This window comes from Nocardia sp. NPDC003999 (genome assembly GCF_053604885.1).
The window spans coordinates 147207-166931 of sequence record NZ_JBSGIB010000014.1 but is presented as its reverse complement, the minus strand read 5'-3'; the positions used below and the strand labels follow the sequence as shown (position 1 = coordinate 166931).

Below are 19725 nucleotides of genomic sequence, written 5' to 3'. Positions count from 1 at the left end.
GCCGGATTCTTCCGAGTGTGAGCGAGCCTTCCGAAGTGCCGACGTGCGGCCGGCCTCGCGTACTCCCCGCGACAGGTCGCCGCTCAGCCGGGCAGGACGGGCGTGGCGTTCGCGCCCAGACCCGGCACCTCACGCCAGTAGGGCTGGCCTTGGTCCGGGGCGGAGGTCAGCTCCAGCACCGCACGTGAGTCGGCGACGTACTGATGGTCGGGGCTCGCGCTCACGGAGCGCACCGGGGCGGTGAGATTCTGCGACGTCAACGGGGTCGGCTCCGAGCCGTCCACCGACACCGTACTCACGGGGTCCACATTCCCCTCGCGCGCGATGATGATCGTGTCCGCGTCCAGCCAGTCCACCGACACCGCGGCCGTGCTGAGTCCGACACCGACGGGCACCGCCGAGGTCAGCGCCAGCTTCCCGTCCGGTTGCGGCGCGACGACCGCGACGTACACCCGGCCGTCGGCGATCATCGCCGCCCGCGCCCCGGTCCGGGAGATCCGGAGTTCGGTGATCGGTAGCCGCGGCGCCGTGGCCGAGGATGCCGCCGTCAACCTCGAGATGTCGACGTTCTGAATCGAGACGTTTCCGGTGCCGCGGTCGTTGACCGCGCGGATCACCCGGTCACCGTCGACCACCGCCCATGCCGCGCTGCCGTCCGCCGTCCACGAGGGCCGGGTGATGGTGAAGCCATCGGCCACCGGAAAAGCGTTGCCGCCGTAAGTGCCGACCATCAAGATCCGCGACGGCGCGCCCGGCGGTCGTCCGGCTTCCGCCACCGCGGCGACGAGCTGACCGTCCGCGGACAGCGTCGCCGACTGCAGGTTGTTCACTCCGCCGAAGTAGCCCGGAGCGGGAGTGATACCGCCGTTGTCGGCGATCTGCACCAGCCCGCCGCCGCGCAGAGCGTGCAGCCCGACCTGGTTGCGCGCGGCGGTCGCCGGATTGAACTGCTGCACGTCCGCCACGCTCCAGCCGTTCGCGGCGAAGCGCTCGTCCAGCGGCTTGCCGTCGGCCAACAGCATGTACGGCCCGAGGATGTCGGCGCTGGACAAGGTGAGCACCACCTGCGCGGCCAGCAGTTCGCGCTCGCGCGGATTCAGCGCCGACGCGCCCGCGAAATCGATCCGGACACCGCCGAGCCCGATGCCGACGCCGTCGGGATCACCGTTGGCCTTGGTGATCGCCCCGCGCACCGCGATCGGCGGCGCCAGCTCACTGTGCAGCACCGACGCCAGCGCGGGCTGCGGCCCCTCCAGCAGCGAGCTGATCAATCGCTGGGTCAGCTGCGCTTTCGGCACCGCGAGCCAGCGCAGGTCCGGCACGGCCATATTGCCGCCCGGATCGATGAAGTACAGCGCGTAGCGGCGGTAGGACTTGAAGAACGCGGTGGAGTCCATGACCACGCCGTCGGGCAACTCGTCGATGCGCCACTCGCCGTTGATCTTGGTCAGCTCGATCTTGTTCTCGACGAACGGAATGTCGTCGTTGGGCCGGTACCCGCCGTCCGCGGACAGCTCGCCGACCTTGCGCGCGCGGATCAGATAGTTGGCCTTGTCCCCGGAACGCGACTCCCGCAGGGTGTCCGGTTTCTCGACGATGACCGTGCCCGCCGCGTCGTCCCACTGGGTGGAGGCCGCAGGGGTCATGTATTGCCTTGCGGCCAGATGCCGGTTGGCCGGATCGGCGGTGGCCTGAAGGAAATCGCGCAGCAGCAGATCCGGATCGCGGTTGGCCAGCGGGGCCGGCGGGCCCTCGGAGGTGGGCTCACGATTGATGGTGCCGAGCGCCTCCGGCGCGGAGGACTCGGGGAGGCTGGCACAGGCGGTGAGCGGCATCACGACCGCGAGGACCGCCGCTGTCAGTACGGTCAGCCGCCGCATCCGCGCAGATCCGACACGCATTCTCATGACTGTACGTCCCCCGGTTCGCGCGCCGCGCCGCCCCCGGTCTGCGCCGACTCCGAGGCGGGCGATCCGTTCGCCCCGGACGCGAGCGGCTCTTCGGCCGCGGCGCTGTCGGTGGGCGTCGCCGTACCGTCGGCCGCTCCGGACGACTCGCTCACGCTCGGCTCCGCGGCCGCGCCGCCTTCGACGTCCGTGCCGTCCAGCTCATCGCTGTCGGTCTCGGCCACCTCGCTCGCGCCCTCCGCACGCACGCCGACCGGATCGGATGTGCCCGCGTGCGCGCCCTGTGGCGCGGCGTCGGTCACCTGCGCGGCGCCCGGCTCGGCGGCGACCGGCAGCGCCGTATCGGTCGTGTCGCGATCGGCGGGCGGTTCCGGCTCCACCACGTGCATCGTCTTGCGCGCGGGCTCCAGCGGCAGCGGGCTCGGGCCGAGCTTCTTACCGCGCACCAGCGGCAGCGTCAGGCGGAAGCTGGCGCCGATCCCGACCTCACCCCAGGCTTCGAGTCTGCCTTCGTGCAGGTTCGCGTCCTCCACGCTGATCGACAGACCGAGGCCGGTGCCGCCGGAGCGGCGCATGCGCGACGGGTCCGAACGCCAGAACCGGTTGAAGACCAGCTTCTCCTCGCCGGGGCGCAGGCCGACGCCCTGGTCCCGCACGACGACGGCGACCGCGTTGCTCTCGACGTCGCCCCGCATCCGGATCAGCACCGGCTTGCCCTCGCTGTGGTCGATCGCGTTGGCGAGCAGATTGCGCAGCACCCGCTCCACCCGGCGCGGATCGACCTCGGCGACGAGCGGATCCTCCGGCATGTCGCTGATGATCTCCACCCCGGCGTCCTTGGCGAGGTGGCGCACGGTCGAGATCGCGGCCCGCGCGCACATCCGCACGTCCAGCGATTCGACCTGGAGTTCGGCGACGCCCGCGTCGTGCCTGCTGATCTCCAGCAGGTCGTTGAGCAGGCCCTCGAACCGGTCCAGCTCGTTGACCAGCAACTCGGCGCTGCGGGCCAAGGCGGGGTCGAGGTCGTCGCTGCTGCCGTGGATCAGGTCGGCGGCCATGCGCACGGTGGTGAGCGGTGTGCGCAACTCGTGGCTGACGTCGGAGGTGAACCGGCGCTGCAGATTGCCGAATTCCTCCAGCTGGGTGATCTGGTTGGACAGGCTCTCGGCCATCTCGTTGAACGCCTGAGCCAGCCGAGCCATGTCGTCCTCGCCGCGTACCAGCATGCGTTCCTTGAGCCTGCCGTCGGCGAACCGGCCGGCGATCCTGGCCGCGGAGCGGATCGGAAGCACCACCTGCCTGGTGACCAGCGCGGTGATCGCGGCAAGCAGGACCAGCAACACGATGCCGCCGACCAGCATGGTGCCGCGCATCAGCGACAGGCTGCGTTCCTCGTTGGCCAGCGGGAAGATCAGGTAGATCTCCAGGGTCGGAACCTCGGCGCTCGGGCTGCCGATGATCAGCGCGCGACCGCTGTAGCCATCCGCGTCCTCGACGGTGGCGAACTGGTAGCTGACCTGGTTGCGCTGCACGAACCGGCGCAGCTCGTCGGGCACCTCCTGGATCGGGCCGCGAGGGATCTGCTGCGGCGGCATCCCGCCGATGACGCTCAGCGCCGAGACGAAGCTGCCCGCGGCGCCGGTGGACTGGCCGCTGCCGCCGCGATTGGACAGTGCGTTGCGAGCCTCTTCCAGTCGCTGCGGTTGAGCACCGATGTCGTGCACACCGGCCAGCTGGCTCTCGACCGTGTTACGCGCACGGTCCATCTCCTCGACCGCCGCGTTGATCTTGGCGTCCAGCAGCCGGTCGGTGATCTGGCTGGTCAGCACCACACCGAGGATCGTGATGACGATCAGCGACAGCGTCAGCGTTGACACGATGACGCGCAACTGCAGCGAACGACGCCACAGGTGGCCTAGGGCAATGCCGACCGCTTGGAACCAGGCCACCACCGGAGCCAGCGATCGTTCCAGACGCGCGAAGACGCCATGGATCACGGCGGTCCGGCCTTGTAACCGACACCGCGGACGGTCAGCACGATCTCCGGGTTCTCGGGATCCTTCTCCACCTTCGCCCGCAACCGCTGCACATGGACGTTCACCAGGCGGGTGTCCGCGGCGTGCCGGTAACCCCAGACCTGCTCGAGCAGGACCTCACGGGTGAACACCTGGCGCGGCTTGCGGGCCAGGGCGACGAGCAGGTCGAACTCCAGCGGCGTCAGAGAGATCTGCGCGCCACCACGGCTGACCTTGTGCGCGGGCACATCGATCACGATATCGGCGATCGACAGCAGCTCGGCGGGCTCCTCCTCGGTGCGGCGCAGACGGGCCCGCACCCGGGCGACCAGCTCCTTCGGCTTGAAGGGCTTGACGATGTAATCGTCGGCACCGGACTCCAGACCGAGCACGACGTCGACCGTGTCGGTCTTCGCCGTGAGCATCACGATCGGAACTCCGGAATCGGCCCGCAGCACACGGCACACGTCGATGCCGTTCATGCCGGGCAGCATCAGGTCCAGCAGCACCAAATCGGGGCGGATCTCGCGAACCGCCGCCAGGGCCTGTGTGCCGTCGCCGACCACGTGCGGGTCGAACCCTTCCCCGCGCAAGACGATCGTGAGCATCTCAGCGAGTGCCATATCGTCGTCGACGACCAGAATCTTCGGCTTCATAACTACTATGTTGTCATCTCCCAGGCCAGGATCGGGCCGCCACGCCAACACTGGTGTGAACCCGCGGCACAACCAACCTTATCGACCAACGATTTCGGCGATGCGCGCGGCCAGCGCCGCCGGACCGTCGTCGGATCGGTATGTCCACCAGGGTCCGCGCCAGTCGCGTTCGGCCAGCTCACGGTACACCGCGCCGGTGCGATGCTGCAGACCGCCGTCGCGTTCGTAGGCGTCGAGCGCGCGTTCGGCGTCGAGTTCGCCACGCCTGCGGGCACGCTCGGCGGCGAGCTCGGTGGGCACGTCCAGCAACACTTGCAGCGCGGGCTCGGGCAGAGCGAATCTGCCGAACTCCAATTCGCCCACCCATGTAACGATTTCGCCGTCCGCCGACTGCCCAAGCCGGGCGGCCGAATAGGCGGCGTTGGAAGCGACATAGCGATCGAGTAGCACAACGTCGTTGTCGGCCAACAGTTTCGACAGCCCGTCCGCGGCGTCCGCGCGGTCCAGCGCGAACAGCAGAGCCATGCCGCTGACCGAGCCCGCGAGGTCGCCGTGCGCGCCGCGCAGCGCCTCGGCGGCCAGATCGGCGTGCACCGAGACGCGGTAGCGCGGGAAGGCCATCGTCGCGACGCGCAGTCCGCGACCACGCAGATCGGCGACCACCCGCTCGATCAGCGTCCGCTTACCCGCGCCGTCGAGCCCTTCGACCGCTATCAGCACTCCCATGACCAGGCACACTACCCCGCCGCACACCGGACGCCCGCAGCGGCTGACCAGCGTGGATGCCGGGCGCTGCGGGCGGGCGCGAGGTGACGGGCGCCGGTGTCCCCGCCGACCGTCGACGGGGACACCGGCAGCGCGTTCAGTAGCGGTAGTGATCCGGCTTGTACGGGCCCTCGACGTCGACGCCGATGTACTCGGCCTGGTCCTTGGTGAGCTTGGTCAGCTCGCCGCCGAGCGCTTCGACGTGGATGCGCGCGACCTTTTCGTCCAGGTGCTTCGGCAGCCGGTAGACCTCGTTGTCGTACTCCTCCGGCTTGGTCCACAGCTCGATCTGCGCGATCACCTGGTTGGAGAAGCTGTTCGACATCACGAACGACGGGTGGCCGGTCGCGTTGCCGAGGTTGAGCAGACGCCCCTCCGACAGCACCAGGATCGAGCGGCCGGTCTCCTTGAACGTCCACAGGTCGACCTGCGGCTTGATCGTCAATTTCGTTGCGCCGGAACGCTCCAGCGCCGCCATGTCGATCTCGTTGTCGAAGTGACCGATGTTGCCGAGGATGGCCTGGTCCTTCATCGCCTTCATGTGGTCGAGGGTGATGATGTCCTTGTTGCCGGTCGCGGTGATGACGATGTCGGCCTCGCCGATCGCCTTCTCCACGGTCACCACGTCGTAGCCGTCCATCAGCGCCTGCAGCGCGTTGATCGGGTCGATCTCGGTGACCTGCACCCGGGCGCCCTGTCCGGCAAGCGATTCCGCGCAGCCCTTGCCGACATCGCCGTAGCCGCAGATCAATATCTTCTTGCCGCCGATGAGCACGTCGGTGCCGCGGTTGATGCCGTCGATCAGCGAGTGGCGGGTGCCGTACTTGTTGTCGAACTTGCTCTTGGTGACCGAGTCGTTGACGTTGATCGCGGGGAACACCAGTTCGCCCGCCGCCGCGAACTGGTAGAGCCGCAGCACGCCCGTGGTGGTCTCCTCGGTGACGCCCCGCACCGATTCGGCGATCTTGCTCCACTTGCCGCGATCGGACTCGAAGCGCTCGCGCAGCAGGTTCAAGAAGACCTTGTACTCGGCCGAGTGGTCCTCGTCCTCCGGCGGCACCACGCCCGACTTCTCGAACTGCGCACCGCGCAGCACGAGCATGGTGGCGTCGCCGCCGTCGTCGAGGATCATGTTGGCCGGCTCGCCCGGCCAGGTGAGCATCTGCTCGGCGGCCCACCAGTACTCCTCCAGGGTCTCGCCCTTCCAGGCGAACACCGGGGTGCCCTTCGGCTCCTCGACGGTGCCGCTGGGGCCGACGACCACGGCGGCCGCCGCGTGGTCCTGGGTGGAGAAGATGTTGCAGGAGGCCCAGCGGACCTCGGCGCCGAGGCTGGTCAGGGTCTCGATCAGCACCGCGGTCTGCACGGTCATGTGCAGCGAGCCGGAGATGCGCGCGCCCTGCAGCGGCCGCACCTCGGCGTACTCACGGCGCAGCGCCATCAGACCGGGCATCTCGTGTTCGGCCAGACGGATCTCTTTGCGGCCGAAATCGGCCAGCGACAGATCCGCCACCTTGTAGTCGATGCCGTTGCGGACATCGGCGGTCAACGACGTGCGAAGTTCTGAGGTGGTCATCAGCCTCTCCTGGTTCGGCAAGTACCGAGGCAAGGCTAGTCGCTCACGACGGGGTGCGGTTTACGCGGCCGTCCCTCCGACGGGCGGACCGGCCTCGGATTCGGCTCACGCCGTGACGCCGCGGGCCGCCAGGATGCGACGCCGCTTACGCGGCTGAATGTTCGCCAGTGTGATGTCGCCGCCGTAGTGGGCGAGCACGCGGCCGTCCATAATCCGCCGCCACAGCGGCGGGACGGCGGCCAGCACGATCATGGCGGCGTAGCCCGCGGGCAGTTGCGGGGCCTGCTCGGAGGTGCGCAGCGTCTGGTAGCGGCGGCCCGGGTTGGCGTGGTGATCGCTGTGCCGCTGCAGGTGGAACAGGAAGATGTTGGTGACCAGATGGTCGCTGTTCCAGCTGTCGCGCGGCGAGCAGCGGGCGTACATGCCGTTCGGGCGGCGCGCCCGCAGCAGGCCGTAGTGCTCGACGTAGTTCACCGTCTCCAGCAGGCCGAAGCCGATCACGGCCTGCAGCAGCAGCCAGGGCAGCACCTGGTAGCCGAACGCCGCGACCAAGGCGCCGAACAGCACGAGCGTCATCGACCAGGCCTGCAGGATGTGGTTCTGCACGCTCCACCAACCCTTGCCCTTGCGTGCGAGCCGCTCGCGCTCCAAGACGATCGCCGAGCGGAAACTTCCGGACACGCTGCGCGGCAAGAACTCCCACAGCGACTCGCCGAGGCGCGCGCTGGCCGGATCCTCCGGAGTAGCCACCCGCACGTGATGGCCGCGATTGTGCTCGACGAAGAAGTGCCCGTATCCGGACTGGGCGAGCGCGATCTTGGCCAGCCAGCGCTCCAGGCGCTCGACCCGGTGCCCGAGCTCGTGGGCGGCGTTGATGCCGATACCGCTGACGAATCCGAGAGTGGCGGCCAGACCCAGCTTGTCGACCACGCTCAGTTCGTCCCCGGCCCACATGTAGCTCGCGATCACCAAGCCGATCAGCTGCACGGGGAGCATCAGGTAGGTGCACCACCGGTAGTACCGGTCGTTGGAGAGCCGCTCGTAGTCCTCGTCCCTCGGATTGTTGCCGTCCACGCCGATCGACCAGTCCAGCACCGGGATCACGATCAGCACGATGATCGGGCCGATCCACCAGAAGATCGGGATGCCGGTGTGCAGCACCAACTGCGAGGGCAGCAACGCGGACGCAGGCGGAAGCAAGCCGAGGACCCACAGATGGCGTTTGGGATCGGGCGATCCCACGGGTTTGCCAACCGTTTGCACTTTTGCCCCACTCGAAGAAGACCCGAACACCGTCGCATGAGAATACTTCTTGAGTTGTTGTCTGTTACAACCAAGTGGTGGGTTGAGACATGATCGCTATTACAAGCTACGCAGTCGGTTTTCAATGTGCTGCATATGCGCCAGTCGCGCGCCGGTTGCCCGCGCGGGCTCAGCTCTGCACCCGCGCGGCCAGGATCGCTTCGACGTAGGGACTCAGCAGCGCGCTCAATTCCGCGGGCGCGTCCCGCCCCGGACCGGGCGGAGTGGGGATGTAACTGAGGGCGATCCGCACCAGCGCGTGCGCGATGACGTCCGATTCGGCCGCCGTCGACGCCACCCAGCTGTACTGGAAGGCGCGCGACAGCCGCGCGGTCGCGTGCTCGAGCAACGGCCCCGCGTCCAGGGTGATCAGGCGCAGCAGATCCAGCTTCACCTCGCCCGCGACCAGCGACTGCACCAGCGGGTCGGAGGCCGCGTCGAAGAAGAAGTTCGCCATGCCGTCGCGGAACGCCGCGCGGACGTCACCGACGTTGCCGTTGATGGCGGCGTCGACGTGATCGACCAGGAAGTCGGCCAGGCGCAGGGCGTAGGCCTGGGTGAGGCCGCCGCGTGAACCGAACTCGTTGTACAGGGTCTGCCTGCTCACGCCCGCCCTGGCCGCGACGTCGCCGAGCGTGATCTTGGACCAATCCCGCTCGGTGAGCAGCTCGCGCATCGCGTCAAGGACCGACGTCCGCAGCAGGTCCCGCGCGGCCTCCTGGTAGGGAATCCTGGTTCCGGTGCGCGGCATACCCGCGACACTGTCACGGGCGCCTGCCGCAGTCAAAATCTCACGACCGCTCGATTTCGACCATGAAGAAATCCGACTTGGCGGCGCCGCAGTCCGGACAGGTCCAGTCGTCGGGAATGTCGTCCCAGCGGGTTCCCGGCGCGATGCCGTCCTCCGGCCAGCCCTCGGCTTCGTCGTATTCGAAGCCGCACTGGATGCACTGATAAAGCTTGTACTCGTTCATTTCGTGGCCCCTATCGGTTCGAAGTCGATCTTCTCCCGCACGCCGCAATCCGGGCAGCACCAGTCGTCCGGCACCGTCTCCCACCGGGTGCCCGGCGGAAAACCTTCGTGCGGCTCACCTTTCGCCTCGTCGAAGACGTAGTCACAGACGGGGCAGCGATACGCTTTCACGCCGCGTCCTTTCCGGCAGCGTTTTCCGCCCGACCCGAGCCGTAGCGCGCCAGCACTTTCTCCCGCTTGCCGGGATCTATGTTGGCCCGGGTGATGTCGCCGTCGTAGTGCGCGAGTACGCGCTTGTCCATGACGCGACGCCACAGCGGCGGGAAGTAGGCGAGCATGATCATGCTGGCATAGCCGCTCGGCAGGTTGGGCGCGCCGTCCCAGCTGCGCAGCGTCTGGTAGCGGCGGGTCGGATAGGCGTGATGATCGCTGTGCCGCTGCAGGTGGTACAGGAAGATATTGGTGACGATGTGGTCGCTGTTCCAGCTGTGCACCGGGGCGGGCCGCTCATACCTGCCGCTCGCCGTGCGCTGCCGCACCAGGCCGTAGTGCTCCAGGTAGTTGACCGCCTCCAGCAGGCTGAAGCCCACCACGGCTTGCAGGATCAGGTATGGCAGCAACTCGATGCCGAACACCGCGACCAAGGTCGCGAACAGCACCGCCGACATCAGCCAGGCGCTGAGTACTTCGTTGCGCAGACTCCACGGCTTCTTGCCGAGCCGGTCCAGCCGGGCCTTCTCCAGCTGCCAGGACGACTTCAGGCTGCCCCATACCGTGCGCGGCCAGAAGGCCCAGAACGTCTCGCCCACACGGGAACTCGCCGGGTCCTCGGGCGTCGCGACGCGCACGTGGTGGCCGCGGTTGTGCTCGATGTAGAAGTGCCCGTAGAAGGACTGGGCCAGCGCGATCCGCGACAGCCAGCGCTCCAGGTCCACCTTCTTGTGGCCGAGTTCGTGTGCGGTGTTGATGCCGATGCCGCCGATCATGCCGACCGTGATCGCCAGCCCGATCTTGTCCACCAAGTGCAGCCCGCCATCGATGCCGAGCCAGCTCACGTCGTCGGCGGTGATCAGATAGGCCGCCATCACCAGCGAGGCGTATTGGAACGGCAGGTACAGGTAGGTGAGGTAGCGGTAGTACTTGTCGTTCTCCAGGTACTCCATCACCTCGTCCGGCGGGTTGTCGCCGTCCGGGCCGAAGAAGATGTCCGCGATCGGGATCAATACGTAGATCAGGATGGGCCCGAGCCAGAACGGCACCTGCGCGAGGCGATGCCAGCCCAACTCGTTCAGCCCCCAGATCAGCGGCAGACCGATGATGAACAGGCCGGCCGGAGCGAACAAGCCCCACAGCCACATGTAGCGCTTGCGATCCCGCCAGGCCGGCACCTCCACCGGCTGAGCGGACATGTCCGCGTGCGTCGACATCGTTGTCTCCATTCCCGAAGGGCACGCCACATGTGACGTGCATTACCTCACTTCTGGACGATATACGGACATTTGTCGCTTGTCTAGACAAATCACGCAATTTGTAAACTTCCTCCGGGTCCAACGAACCGAGCCCCGGCCGGAGACAACTCCGCCCGGGGCTCGGCGTGGAATGAAGGGACCGACTCAGCGCAGCAGCACGTCGGCGTCGGCGGGTAGGGCGTTCACCGGCCACCAGCGCAGGTCGGTGGATTCGTGGCTGCGAACCGGGATCGCGCCCGCGGGGGCGGTGATGCGGAACAGCAGGTCGAGGTGTCTGGTGGGGACGCCGAGCGAGCAGGTGATCGGATGCGCTTGGGCGCCGTAGAGCCCTGGCTCCAGCCGTAGGTTCGCGATGCCGGATTCCTCGGTCGCTTCGCGCAACGCGGCGCCGGCGACCGTCTCGTCCCGCTCTTCGCAGTGGCCGCCGAGCTGGATCCAGCGTCCGACCCGCGGGTGCAGAGTGAGCAGCACCTCGCGGCCGTCGCGGGAGAAGACGACCGCGGAGGCGGTGATGTGGCCCGGCGCGTGCTCACGCAGGCAACCACGCGGGGCCGAACCGAGGAAGGCCAGCATCGCTTCCCGCAGCGATCGCTCCGGATCTGTTCCGGGACACCAAGCCTCGAGCAACTCGGTGGCCGAAGCGTGCAGCGACTCCACGCTCACCGGCGACACTCTCGCACTGCGGAATCGAGGCGCTTCACAGCTCGACCAGCCCGGACCCCGCGCCCGCGGGCTGCCGCGGGGTCGGCTCTTCGAGCGGATGACCGATGGCGATGGCGCCCAGCGGACTCCAGTCCTCGGCCACGCCCAGCACGTCCCGGGTGACCTCGGGGGCGAAGATCGTCGACCCGATCCAGCAGCTGCCGATGCCCTCGGTGGCCAAGGCGACCAGCAGGCCCTGCACCGCCGCGCCCACCGCGACGGTGAACATGGTGCGTTCGTTCGCTCGCCTGCGCTCGTCCGGATAGTCGTGCGCGCCGTCCGGCACACAGAACGGAATGATCACCTCGGGTGCGTCGAACAGAATGCGCCCACGCGCGACCCTGCGCTCGATCCGCTCCGGCGACAGCCCGTCAGCGGTCAGATCGGTGCGCCATTTCTCCGCCATCGCCGCGAGCAGACGAGCGCGCAGCTCCGGCGTGCGCAGCCACACGAACCGCACGGGGCGGGTGTGGTGCGGAGCGGGCGCGGTCAGCGCGACCGACACGGCCGAGCGGATCCGTTCGGGATCGACCGGCACGTCGGCGAACTGGCGAATCGAGCGACGCAGGAGAATCGCCTCCTTGCGACCGCGTTCGATGGCCTCCGCGGTGCCCAGCCAGAACAGGTCGTCGGTGCCGCCGCGCAGGAGATCGGCGGCGCCCGATCCGTCGTCGACGATCGGCAGCCCGCGCACCACGGCGACCGGGACACCCCCGAGTTTGCCCTTGACCAGGTCCGCGGCGGCGGCCAGCTCGTCCGCCACGGCCACCTGGGTGACGAAAAGCTCGTTGCCCTGGCCGTCGACCGCGCCCGCGTAGTCGTGCAGCACCCGCAAGCCCGCGGCGCCGATGGCCGCGTCGGTCTGCCCGTTGCGCCAGGCTCGGCCCATCGTGTCGGTGACGAGCACCGCGACCGTCACGCCCAGCCGTTCGGCGAGGGCGGCGCGCAGCGCCTTGGCGCTGGCGTCCGGGTCGGTGGGCAGCAGCACGAGCTCGCCCTTCTCCACGTTCGAGCCGTCGACACCGGAGGCCGCCTGCACGATGCCCAGCTTGTTCTCGGTGATCAGGGTGCGGCCCTTGCGGGCGAGCACCCGCACCGCCTCCTGGTCGACGAGCCTGCGCCGGGCCGCGTCGCGCTCCTCGGGGTCCAGCGGCGCTTCCACGATGCGTCCCTCGACCTTGGCGACGATCTTGCTCGTGACCACCAGCACGTCACCGTGGGCCAGCCAGGGCGCGCAGCGGGCGATGTGCTCGGCGAGGTCGTCGCCGGGCCGGAATTCGGGCAGCCCGGTGACGGGCAGGATGCGCAGCTCTCCGGCCGCGTGGTCGGTCGGTGTGCTCACAGGGCGACTCCAGCGAGATCCAGCGCCTGACGCACCATTTCGGCGGTGGTCGGCGGGTCGGTCATCAACAACGGCACGCTACGCACCTCGACCCCTGGCACCTCGGCGGTGTCGGTGCTGTGGATCAGCCAGCCGTCCAGGATGCCGGTGGCGGAGCGTGCGCCGTAGTGCCTGCCGATCGCCTCGGCCGTCGTCTCCACGCCGATGACCGACAGGCACTCGTCGGCCATACCGCGCAGCGGCTTGCCGTCGATCACGCCGGACACGCCGATCACCTTCGCCGGGGTGGTGCGCAGCGCGCCCCGGATGCCGGGCACGGCGAGGATGGCGCCGATGCTCACGACGGGGTTCGACGGCGCGAGGAGGACCACGTCGGCGGATTCTATGATATTGATCACATTTGGGGCAGGTTTGGCTTCATCGGCGCCAATTGTGGCGAATCCATGGGTGTCGATGTTCGCGCGGTAGCGAACCCACCACTCTTGAAAATGGATCGCGCGCCGTTCGCCAGGCTTGTCCGGATCCGACACCACGACATGCGTTTCACAGCGATCGTCGGTTGCCGGGATCAGTTTCACGCCCGGCTGCCACCGGTTGCACAGCGCCTCGGTGACCGTGGAGAGCCGGTATCCGGCGCGTAACATTTCGGTGCGGATCAGATGCGTGGCGATATCGCGGTCCCCCAAGCCGAACCAGTCCGGCTGGGCATGATATTTCGCGAGCTCCTCCTTGGCGTGCCAGGTCTCGCCGACCCGGCCCCAGCCGCGCTCAGTATCGATACCGCCGCCGAGGGTATACATGCAGGTGTCGAGGTCGGGGCAGATCTTGAGCCCATGCATCCAGACGTCGTCGCCGACGTTCACGATCGCGGAGACGTCCGCCTCGGGCAGCAGCTCCCTGACGCCCTGCAGGAAACGCGCGCCACCGACACCGCCGACCAGCACGGCGATCCGGGGTCCGTTCGCGAGCGTGGCGTCCGCTTGTTGTCCAGTCACATCCGCACAGCCTATGCGCTGACGCGAAGGCTCCCGTTCGCGGCAAATTTGCTATACATTTGCTATCGCAGATCACAAGAGGGACTCGGAATGCGGCTGCGGATAGTAACGGAATAGCGACGGCGGCTTGACCATCGCAGCGTCCGGCGTGTCTAATCACAGACATGTCATTCCGGGTTCGCGCGAGAGATCAACGCGCGAACGGCATTTCGAACAAGTGTTCGCATCGGTGTGACAAGCTCGGGGACGTCCGCGGGACAACGTCGCGGGGTATGGCCGTCGGTATGCGTGTTGGTCCGACGGAAAGAATCATTCTGCGCTAACACACAGTGAGGAGGCGGAGCGATGGCCAACGAGATGGTCTCGCCGACCGATTCCACAGCAGGCGCAGCACGTGGCGTCTGCGCAGATAACGGCGGCTGGAAGGACCAAGAGGGGGGTGACGGAGTCACGGCGCCCCGGCTCAGCCTGGTCGTGACCGGCTTCGACGAGATGTTCGAATCCATCGAAGAGCAGTGGCAGGAGCGCGCCCTGTGCGCGCAGACCGATCCGGAGGCGTTCTTCCCCGAGAAGGGCGGCTCGACCCGCGAGGCCAAGCGGATCTGCATGGGTTGCGAGGTACGCGACGAGTGCCTGGAGTACGCGCTCGCGCACGATGAGCGCTTCGGCATCTGGGGCGGCCTCTCCGAGCGGGAGCGCCGCCGCCTCAAGCGCGGCATCGGCTGACAGACATCCGCGATGCCCGGAGCCGCCCGTCCACCGTGGCGCTCCGGGCACGCGCGACACGACCGGACAGTTCCCGACCGCCTCGATGCGGACGACCGGAGCCGACTGGCCTAGATTTTCTCTCATGGCACGTTCCCGTAAGCGTCGACCGCCGACCGCGCGGTCGGTGATCCGCCGCGGCCGCGGAGTGCGCGGGCCGATGCTGCCACCCACCGTGCCCGCTTGGCGGACCCGAGGCCAGAAGTTCGACCGGCTGGTGCTGGAGGCGTTCGCCCCCTTGGACTCCCGCTGGCACGACCGGCTCACCAAGCTCGACATCGCGGTCGACGACGTTCCGAAAATCCGTCCGCTGCATCCCGATTCGGTCACCTGGCCGGACGAGGTCGTGGCCGACGGCCCGGTTCCCCTCTCCCGGCTCATCCCGGCGGGCGTCGACCGGCACGGGGCTGCGACCAGGGCGCGGGTGGTGCTGTTCCGCAAGCCGCTCGAGCTGCGCGCCAGCGACCCCGACGACCTGGTGGATCTGTTGCGTGAAGTCCTGGTCCAGCAGGTCGCGACCTACCTCGGCGTCGATCCGGACGTGATCGACCCGGAAGCGGAGTGAATCGCACCCATCCGGGTGGCGGCGGCTCCCGAATGCCGTTGCGGGGCAGGCGCGGGCGTGTAGGCCGGTCACCGGCTGGGTACTCCGTGAACCCACGCCACGACGCACCACCGATGTCGCGCACCGGCGACACCGTCGCCCGCGCGTACGGCGAAGTCGTCCAGATCACCGCGGGGCCCGTCACGGCCCTGTGGGACGTCGCGCTGCCCTCGTTCCGCGACGAACGGACCGAGATTCTTCAAGCGTGTCTGTCCCCATCGACGCGCCAGGGGGGTTACTCTCATCGGCGTGATTCCCATGCGTCGTTGCTGCCGACCAGGCTGCAAGAATCCGGCCGTCGCGACGCTCACCTATGTGTACTCGGACTCGACGGCGGTGGTCGGACCACTCGCGACGGTCGCCGAACCGCACTCCTGGGATCTCTGCGAAACGCACGGCTCACGCATCACCGCTCCGAAGGGTTGGGAACTGGTTCGCCACGAAGGCGGATTCTCCTCCAGCACACCGGACGACGACGACCTGACCGCGCTGGCGGAGGCGGTGCGGGAGGCGGGGTTGCGCCGCCGCCCACCGGAGCGCGAACAGCGTGGCTATCGCGACTACGCTCCCCCGCCGCCGCGCACCACACGAACGGGTCGCCGCGGCCATCTGCGCGTGCTGCCCGACCCGCCGTCCTGATCGGACGAGGACGGTGTCGGACCGGTCCGGCGCAACCACTAGGGTATTGGGCATGACAGTCGCCCGCTCTGCCGAATTCGTGAACGCGGTGATCAAGGCCTACGACGTTCGCGGTGTGGTCGGTGATCAGATCGACGCGGAATTCGTCAGGGACGTCGGCGCCTCCTTCGCACGGCTGATGCGCGCCGAGGGCGCGAACCGGATCGTCATCGGTCACGACATGCGGGATTCCTCCCCCGAGCTGTCGGCCGCCTTCGCCGACGGCGTGCTCGGCCAGGGCCTCGACGTGGTGCACATCGGTCTCGCCTCGACCGACCAGCTGTACTTCGCCTCCGGCCGCCTGGACTGCCCGGGCGCCATGTTCACCGCCAGCCACAACCCGGCCCGCTACAACGGCATCAAGCTGTGCCGCGCCAAGGCCCTTCCGGTCGGGCAGGACACCGGCCTGGCCGCCATCAAGAACGAACTCGTCGACGGCGTGCCCGCGTACCCGGGCGAGCGCGGCAGCGCGACCGAATCGAACCTGCTCACCGAGTACGCCGACTTCCTGCGCGGCCTGGTGGATCTGGGCGATATCCGCCCGCTCACCATCGCGGTGGACGCGGGCAACGGCATGGGCGGGTACACGGTGCCCGCGGTGCTGGGCACGCTGCCCCAGGTGACGATCGTGCCGCTGTACTTCGAGCTGGACGGCACCTTCCCGAACCACGAGGCCAACCCGCTGGACCCGGCGAACCTGGTGGACCTGCAGAAGCTGGTCCGCGAGTCCGGCGCGGACATCGGCCTCGCCTTCGACGGCGACGCCGACCGTTGCTTCGTGGTGGACGAGAACGGCGACCCGGTGGCGCCGTCGGCGATCACCGCTCTGGTCGCCGAGCGCGAACTGGCCAAGGAGCCCGGCGCGGTGATCATCCACAACCTGATCACCTCCCGCGCGGTACCGGAGCTCGTGCACGAACTGGGCGGAACGCCGGTACGCACCCGGGTCGGCCATTCCTTCATCAAGCAGGAGATGGCCGCCACCGGAGCGGTGTTCGGCGGCGAACACTCCGCGCACTACTACTTCCGCGACTTCTGGGGCGCCGACTCCGGGATGCTCGCGGCGTTGCACGTGCTGGCCGCGCTGGGCGAGAAGGACCGGCCGGTGTCGGAACTGATGGCGTCCTACGCCACCTACGCGGCCTCCGGCGAGATCAACTCCACCGTCGCCGACGCCGAGGAGAGGACGCTGGCCGTGGTGGACGCCTTCGCCGACCGGGCGCACTCGGTGGACCGGCTGGACGGGGTGACCGTGCAATTGGCCGACAACGCCTGGTTCAACCTGCGCGCGTCGAACACCGAGCCGTTGCTCCGGCTGAACGTCGAGGCCCGATCGGCGGAGGAAGTAGACGCACTCGTGACCGAGATCCTGAGCATCGTGCGGTCCTGACTGGAATAGTGGAATCACAGGCCTTGGATTCGCCCGACTCGGTCTCGGTGTGGCAGCTGGACCGGGTGGGCGCGGGGGCGGAAAAGACACAGCGCGATGAGGGGAGGTGGAACGCCCGATGATCGCTGGAACACCGGTGCTCGACCTCGACGATGCCGCTTCACTCGAAGCCGCCGACGCAGGCGGCGCCCTTCGCTCAGCCGCCTCTGGCGGCGCCCAGGTGCGTGCCACCGCGGCGGCCGTCGGTGAGGACGCGCTGGCCCGGCTGGCCGATCTGCGACCGCGCAGCGTGGTGCTGGTCTCCGGTTCCGGACGCGCCGCACGTGCCGCCGGACTGCTCGTGGCCGCGCTCGGCGATCGCGCGGGCCTACCCGTCGTGCCCGCCGCCGCCCTGCCGCCGTGGGTGGGGCCGCTGGACGTCGTCCTGGTCTCCGGTGACGACGCGGGTGATCCGCGCCTGATCGACGCCGTCGACCGGGCGCTGCGTCGCGGCGCCGAGGTGGTCGTCGCCGCGCCGCACGAGGGGCCGCTGCGCGCCGCCGCGGCCGGACGCGCCGCCGTCCTGGAACCGAGGGTCCAAGTTCTCGGGTACAACCGCCTGTTGCGCTTCCTGGCCGCCGGAATCGCGGTCCTGCGCGCGGTCGACCCCCAGCGCACCGGCGCCGCGGTCCCGGAACTCGCCGACCTGGCCGACGTGCTGGACGCGGAGGCGCTACGCGACGGCCCGCACAACGAGGTCTTCCACAACCCCGCCAAGACGCTGGCCGCCCGGATGCAGCAGCGGGGCATCGTGCTCGCGGGCGACTCGCCCGCCGCCGCCGAACTGGCCGAGCACGGCGCCGAGGTGCTGTTGCAGTCCGCGGGCAAGGTCGCCACCGCGGTGGATCTGGCCGAGGCCGTGGCCGCGCGGACCCGGATGGCCGAAGCGGCAGGCGAATCCGCGCCCGACTTCGACCCGATGTTCCACGACGAGGAGTTGGACGGGCCCGCGCCGGTTGAGCGCGTCCGGGTGTTCGTGCTCAGCGCCGATCGCGATCGGGCGGCGGCACGCCGTCGCATCGCGGTGTTCGGTGGCGAGGGCGGGAACCTGGTGGACGCCGATCTGGTGAACGCCGACGTCGACCTGCTGCACACCGAGATGACCGACCCCGCCGCGCCCGCGCATACCCATGCCGAGGAGTCCGCGCAGGCGAACGGCACCGAACTCGAACAGCTCGCGGTGCTCGCGCTGCGACTGGAGATGGCCGCCGCCTACCTGCGGCTGCTCGGCTCGCGGACGGCTCCGGCCGACAGCCAGGGGCAGTACGGGGGAAGCTACTAGTGCACGAACTCGTTGGTGCGCTGCGCTCGTATGCCTGGGGCTCGCGCACCGCGCTCGCTCAGCTGTGCGGCAGGCCGGTGCCGTCGGCGCATCCGGAGGCCGAACTGTGGTTCGGCGCCCACCCGGCCGATCCGGCGCACGTGAAAACCGGTAACCGCACCACGTCGCTGCTGGAACTGATCGCCGCCGACCCGAGCCGGGAACTGGGCTCGGCCGCAGAACGATTCGGCGAGAAGCTGCCGTTCCTGCTCAAGATCCTGGCCGCAGAGGAGCCGCTGTCGCTGCAGGCGCACCCGAGCACGGAGCAGGCGCGGGCCGGCTTCGCGCGGGAGAACCAGGCGAAGGTGCCGCTGGACTCCCCACTGCGCAACTACCGCGACGAGAACCACAAGCCCGAGCTGGTCGTCGCGCTGGACCGGTTCGAGGCGCTGGCCGGTTTCCGCGATCCGCACCGCACCGTCGCACTGCTGCGCGCACTGGCGGTGGACGGATTGCGCCCCTATTGCGAACTGCTTGCCGCGCAACCGGACAAGGCGGGCCTGCGCACACTGTTCACCACCTGGATCACGCTGCCGCACCACGTGCTGACCACGCTGCTGCCCGAGGTGCTCGACGGCTGCGTGCGGTATCTGTCGGGCAAAGGCGCCCGTGAGTTCACGGCCGAGGCGCGCACGACCCTAGAATTGGCCGAGGCCTATCCGGGCGACGCGGGCGTGCTGGCGGTGCTGCTGCTGAACCGGGTGACCCTGGAGCCCGGCCAAGGATTGTTCCTCGCGGCCGGCAATCTGCACGCCTACCTGCGCGGGGTGGGCGTGGAGATCATGGCCAACTCCGACAACGTGCTGCGCGGCGGGCTCACCCCCAAGCACGTCGACGTGCCGGAACTGTTGCGGGTGCTGGATTTCGAGCCGATCGACTTGCCTGCCGTGTTACCCGAGCCCGCCGGTGACGGGTCGGTGCGTTATCGCACGCCCGCACCGGAGTTCGCGCTGCGCCGCTTCGACCTGGTCGCGGGTTCCGCCCGGGTGCCGCTGACCGCGGCGGGACCGGGCATCGTGCTGTGCACCGCGGGGACGGTGCGGCTGTTCCGCAACGACTCGTCGCTGGAGCTCACCCGGGGTGGCGCGGCGTGGATCTCCGCCGTGGACACCGATATTCGCGCCCAAGCGGTGGACGGCGACGTCCAGCTGTTCTGCGCGTCCGTCGGCGCGACCCGCTGACCGATCCGGAACGCCGGATTCCAGGTGTCCTAGTCTGTTCGCGGG

General features: G+C 68.8%; 19 protein-coding genes. 6 read left to right on the top strand and 13 right to left on the bottom strand.

Going from position 1 to position 19725, the window contains the following annotated elements; genetic code table 11:
* Positions 1–83 precede the first annotated feature (83 nt).
* The 13 genes from lpqB to cofD form a co-directional block, all read right to left on the bottom strand.
* Positions 84–1907 (bottom strand): MtrAB system accessory lipoprotein LpqB, encoded by a 1824-nt coding sequence (gene lpqB / locus ACWESM_RS25280; RefSeq protein WP_356967352.1) that lies wholly within the window; start codon positions 1905–1907, stop codon positions 84–86.
* A complete protein-coding gene (gene mtrB / locus ACWESM_RS25275) occupies positions 1904–3904 on the bottom strand; it encodes an MtrAB system histidine kinase MtrB (protein ID WP_452493912.1) in 2001 nt (666 codons plus the stop codon). The genes lpqB and mtrB overlap by 4 nt, the downstream gene beginning before the upstream one ends.
* The gene (mtrA, locus tag ACWESM_RS25270; protein ID WP_039800350.1) at positions 3901–4578 is read right to left on the bottom strand and encodes an MtrAB system response regulator MtrA; all 678 of its coding nucleotides are present in this window, start codon (positions 4576–4578) and stop codon (positions 3901–3903) included. The genes mtrB and mtrA overlap by 4 nt, the downstream gene beginning before the upstream one ends.
* A 78-nt stretch (positions 4579–4656) precedes the next feature.
* Positions 4657–5304 carry a dTMP kinase gene (locus ACWESM_RS25265; protein ID WP_364432479.1) on the bottom strand — a complete coding sequence of 216 codons (648 nt, stop codon included), beginning with the start codon at positions 5302–5304 and terminating at the stop codon, positions 4657–4659.
* Between the two features lie 136 nt (positions 5305–5440).
* The gene (gene ahcY / locus ACWESM_RS25260; RefSeq protein WP_452493910.1) at positions 5441–6919 is read right to left on the bottom strand and encodes an adenosylhomocysteinase; all 1479 of its coding nucleotides are present in this window, start codon (positions 6917–6919) and stop codon (positions 5441–5443) included.
* A 105-nt stretch (positions 6920–7024) separates the two neighbouring features.
* On the bottom strand, positions 7025–8161 hold the full coding sequence (locus ACWESM_RS25255) for an alkane 1-monooxygenase (RefSeq protein WP_355077143.1): 1137 nt from the start codon (positions 8159–8161) through the stop codon (positions 7025–7027).
* A gap of 190 nt (positions 8162–8351) precedes the next feature.
* Entirely contained in the window at positions 8352–8972 is a 621-nt protein-coding gene (locus tag ACWESM_RS25250; protein ID WP_355077145.1) for a TetR/AcrR family transcriptional regulator, read from the bottom strand.
* A 40-nt stretch (positions 8973–9012) separates the two neighbouring features.
* Positions 9013–9195, bottom strand: a complete 183-nt coding sequence (locus ACWESM_RS25245; protein WP_452493908.1) for a rubredoxin — start codon at positions 9193–9195, stop codon at positions 9013–9015.
* Positions 9192–9365: a rubredoxin gene (locus ACWESM_RS25240; RefSeq protein WP_355077148.1), complete on the bottom strand. Its 174-nt coding sequence runs from the start codon at positions 9363–9365 to the stop codon at positions 9192–9194. The genes ACWESM_RS25245 and ACWESM_RS25240 overlap by 4 nt, the downstream gene beginning before the upstream one ends.
* Positions 9362–10621 carry an alkane 1-monooxygenase gene (locus ACWESM_RS25235; RefSeq protein WP_355077149.1) on the bottom strand — a complete coding sequence of 420 codons (1260 nt, stop codon included), beginning with the start codon at positions 10619–10621 and terminating at the stop codon, positions 9362–9364. The genes ACWESM_RS25240 and ACWESM_RS25235 overlap by 4 nt, the downstream gene beginning before the upstream one ends.
* 186 nt (positions 10622–10807) lie before the next feature.
* Positions 10808–11326 (bottom strand): NUDIX hydrolase, encoded by a 519-nt coding sequence (locus tag ACWESM_RS25230; RefSeq protein WP_452493905.1) that lies wholly within the window; start codon positions 11324–11326, stop codon positions 10808–10810.
* A gap of 34 nt (positions 11327–11360) precedes the next feature.
* Positions 11361–12707 (bottom strand): coenzyme F420-0:L-glutamate ligase, encoded by a 1347-nt coding sequence (locus ACWESM_RS25225; RefSeq protein ID WP_452493903.1) that lies wholly within the window; start codon positions 12705–12707, stop codon positions 11361–11363.
* Positions 12704–13657 (bottom strand): 2-phospho-L-lactate transferase, encoded by a 954-nt coding sequence (gene cofD / locus ACWESM_RS25220; RefSeq protein ID WP_355077377.1) that lies wholly within the window; start codon positions 13655–13657, stop codon positions 12704–12706. Before cofD ends, ACWESM_RS25225 begins: the two co-directional genes overlap by 4 nt.
* 537 nt (positions 13658–14194) lie before the next feature.
* Here cofD and ACWESM_RS25215 point away from each other — a divergent pair.
* The 6 genes from ACWESM_RS25215 (at position 14195) to manA (ending at position 19680) form a co-directional block, all read left to right on the top strand.
* Entirely contained in the window at positions 14195–14428 is a 234-nt protein-coding gene (locus ACWESM_RS25215; RefSeq protein WP_029901515.1) for a WhiB family transcriptional regulator, read from the top strand.
* Positions 14429–14552: 124 nt separating this feature from the next.
* Entirely contained in the window at positions 14553–15032 is a 480-nt protein-coding gene (locus ACWESM_RS25210; protein ID WP_168434228.1) for a metallopeptidase family protein, read from the top strand.
* Positions 15033–15329: 297 nt separating this feature from the next.
* On the top strand, positions 15330–15710 hold the full coding sequence (locus ACWESM_RS25205; RefSeq protein WP_039800382.1) for a DUF3499 domain-containing protein: 381 nt from the start codon (positions 15330–15332) through the stop codon (positions 15708–15710).
* Positions 15711–15762: 52 nt separating this feature from the next.
* Positions 15763–17139 (top strand): phosphomannomutase/phosphoglucomutase, encoded by a 1377-nt coding sequence (locus ACWESM_RS25200; RefSeq protein WP_397280403.1) that lies wholly within the window; start codon positions 15763–15765, stop codon positions 17137–17139.
* Positions 17140–17257: 118 nt separating this feature from the next.
* Entirely contained in the window at positions 17258–18460 is a 1203-nt protein-coding gene (locus tag ACWESM_RS25195; protein WP_364432504.1) for a serine/threonine-protein kinase, read from the top strand.
* A complete protein-coding gene (manA, locus tag ACWESM_RS25190) occupies positions 18460–19680 on the top strand; it encodes a mannose-6-phosphate isomerase, class I (RefSeq protein WP_452493901.1) in 1221 nt (406 codons plus the stop codon). Before ACWESM_RS25195 ends, manA begins: the two co-directional genes overlap by 1 nt.
* The last annotated feature ends 45 nt before the right edge of the window (positions 19681–19725 follow it).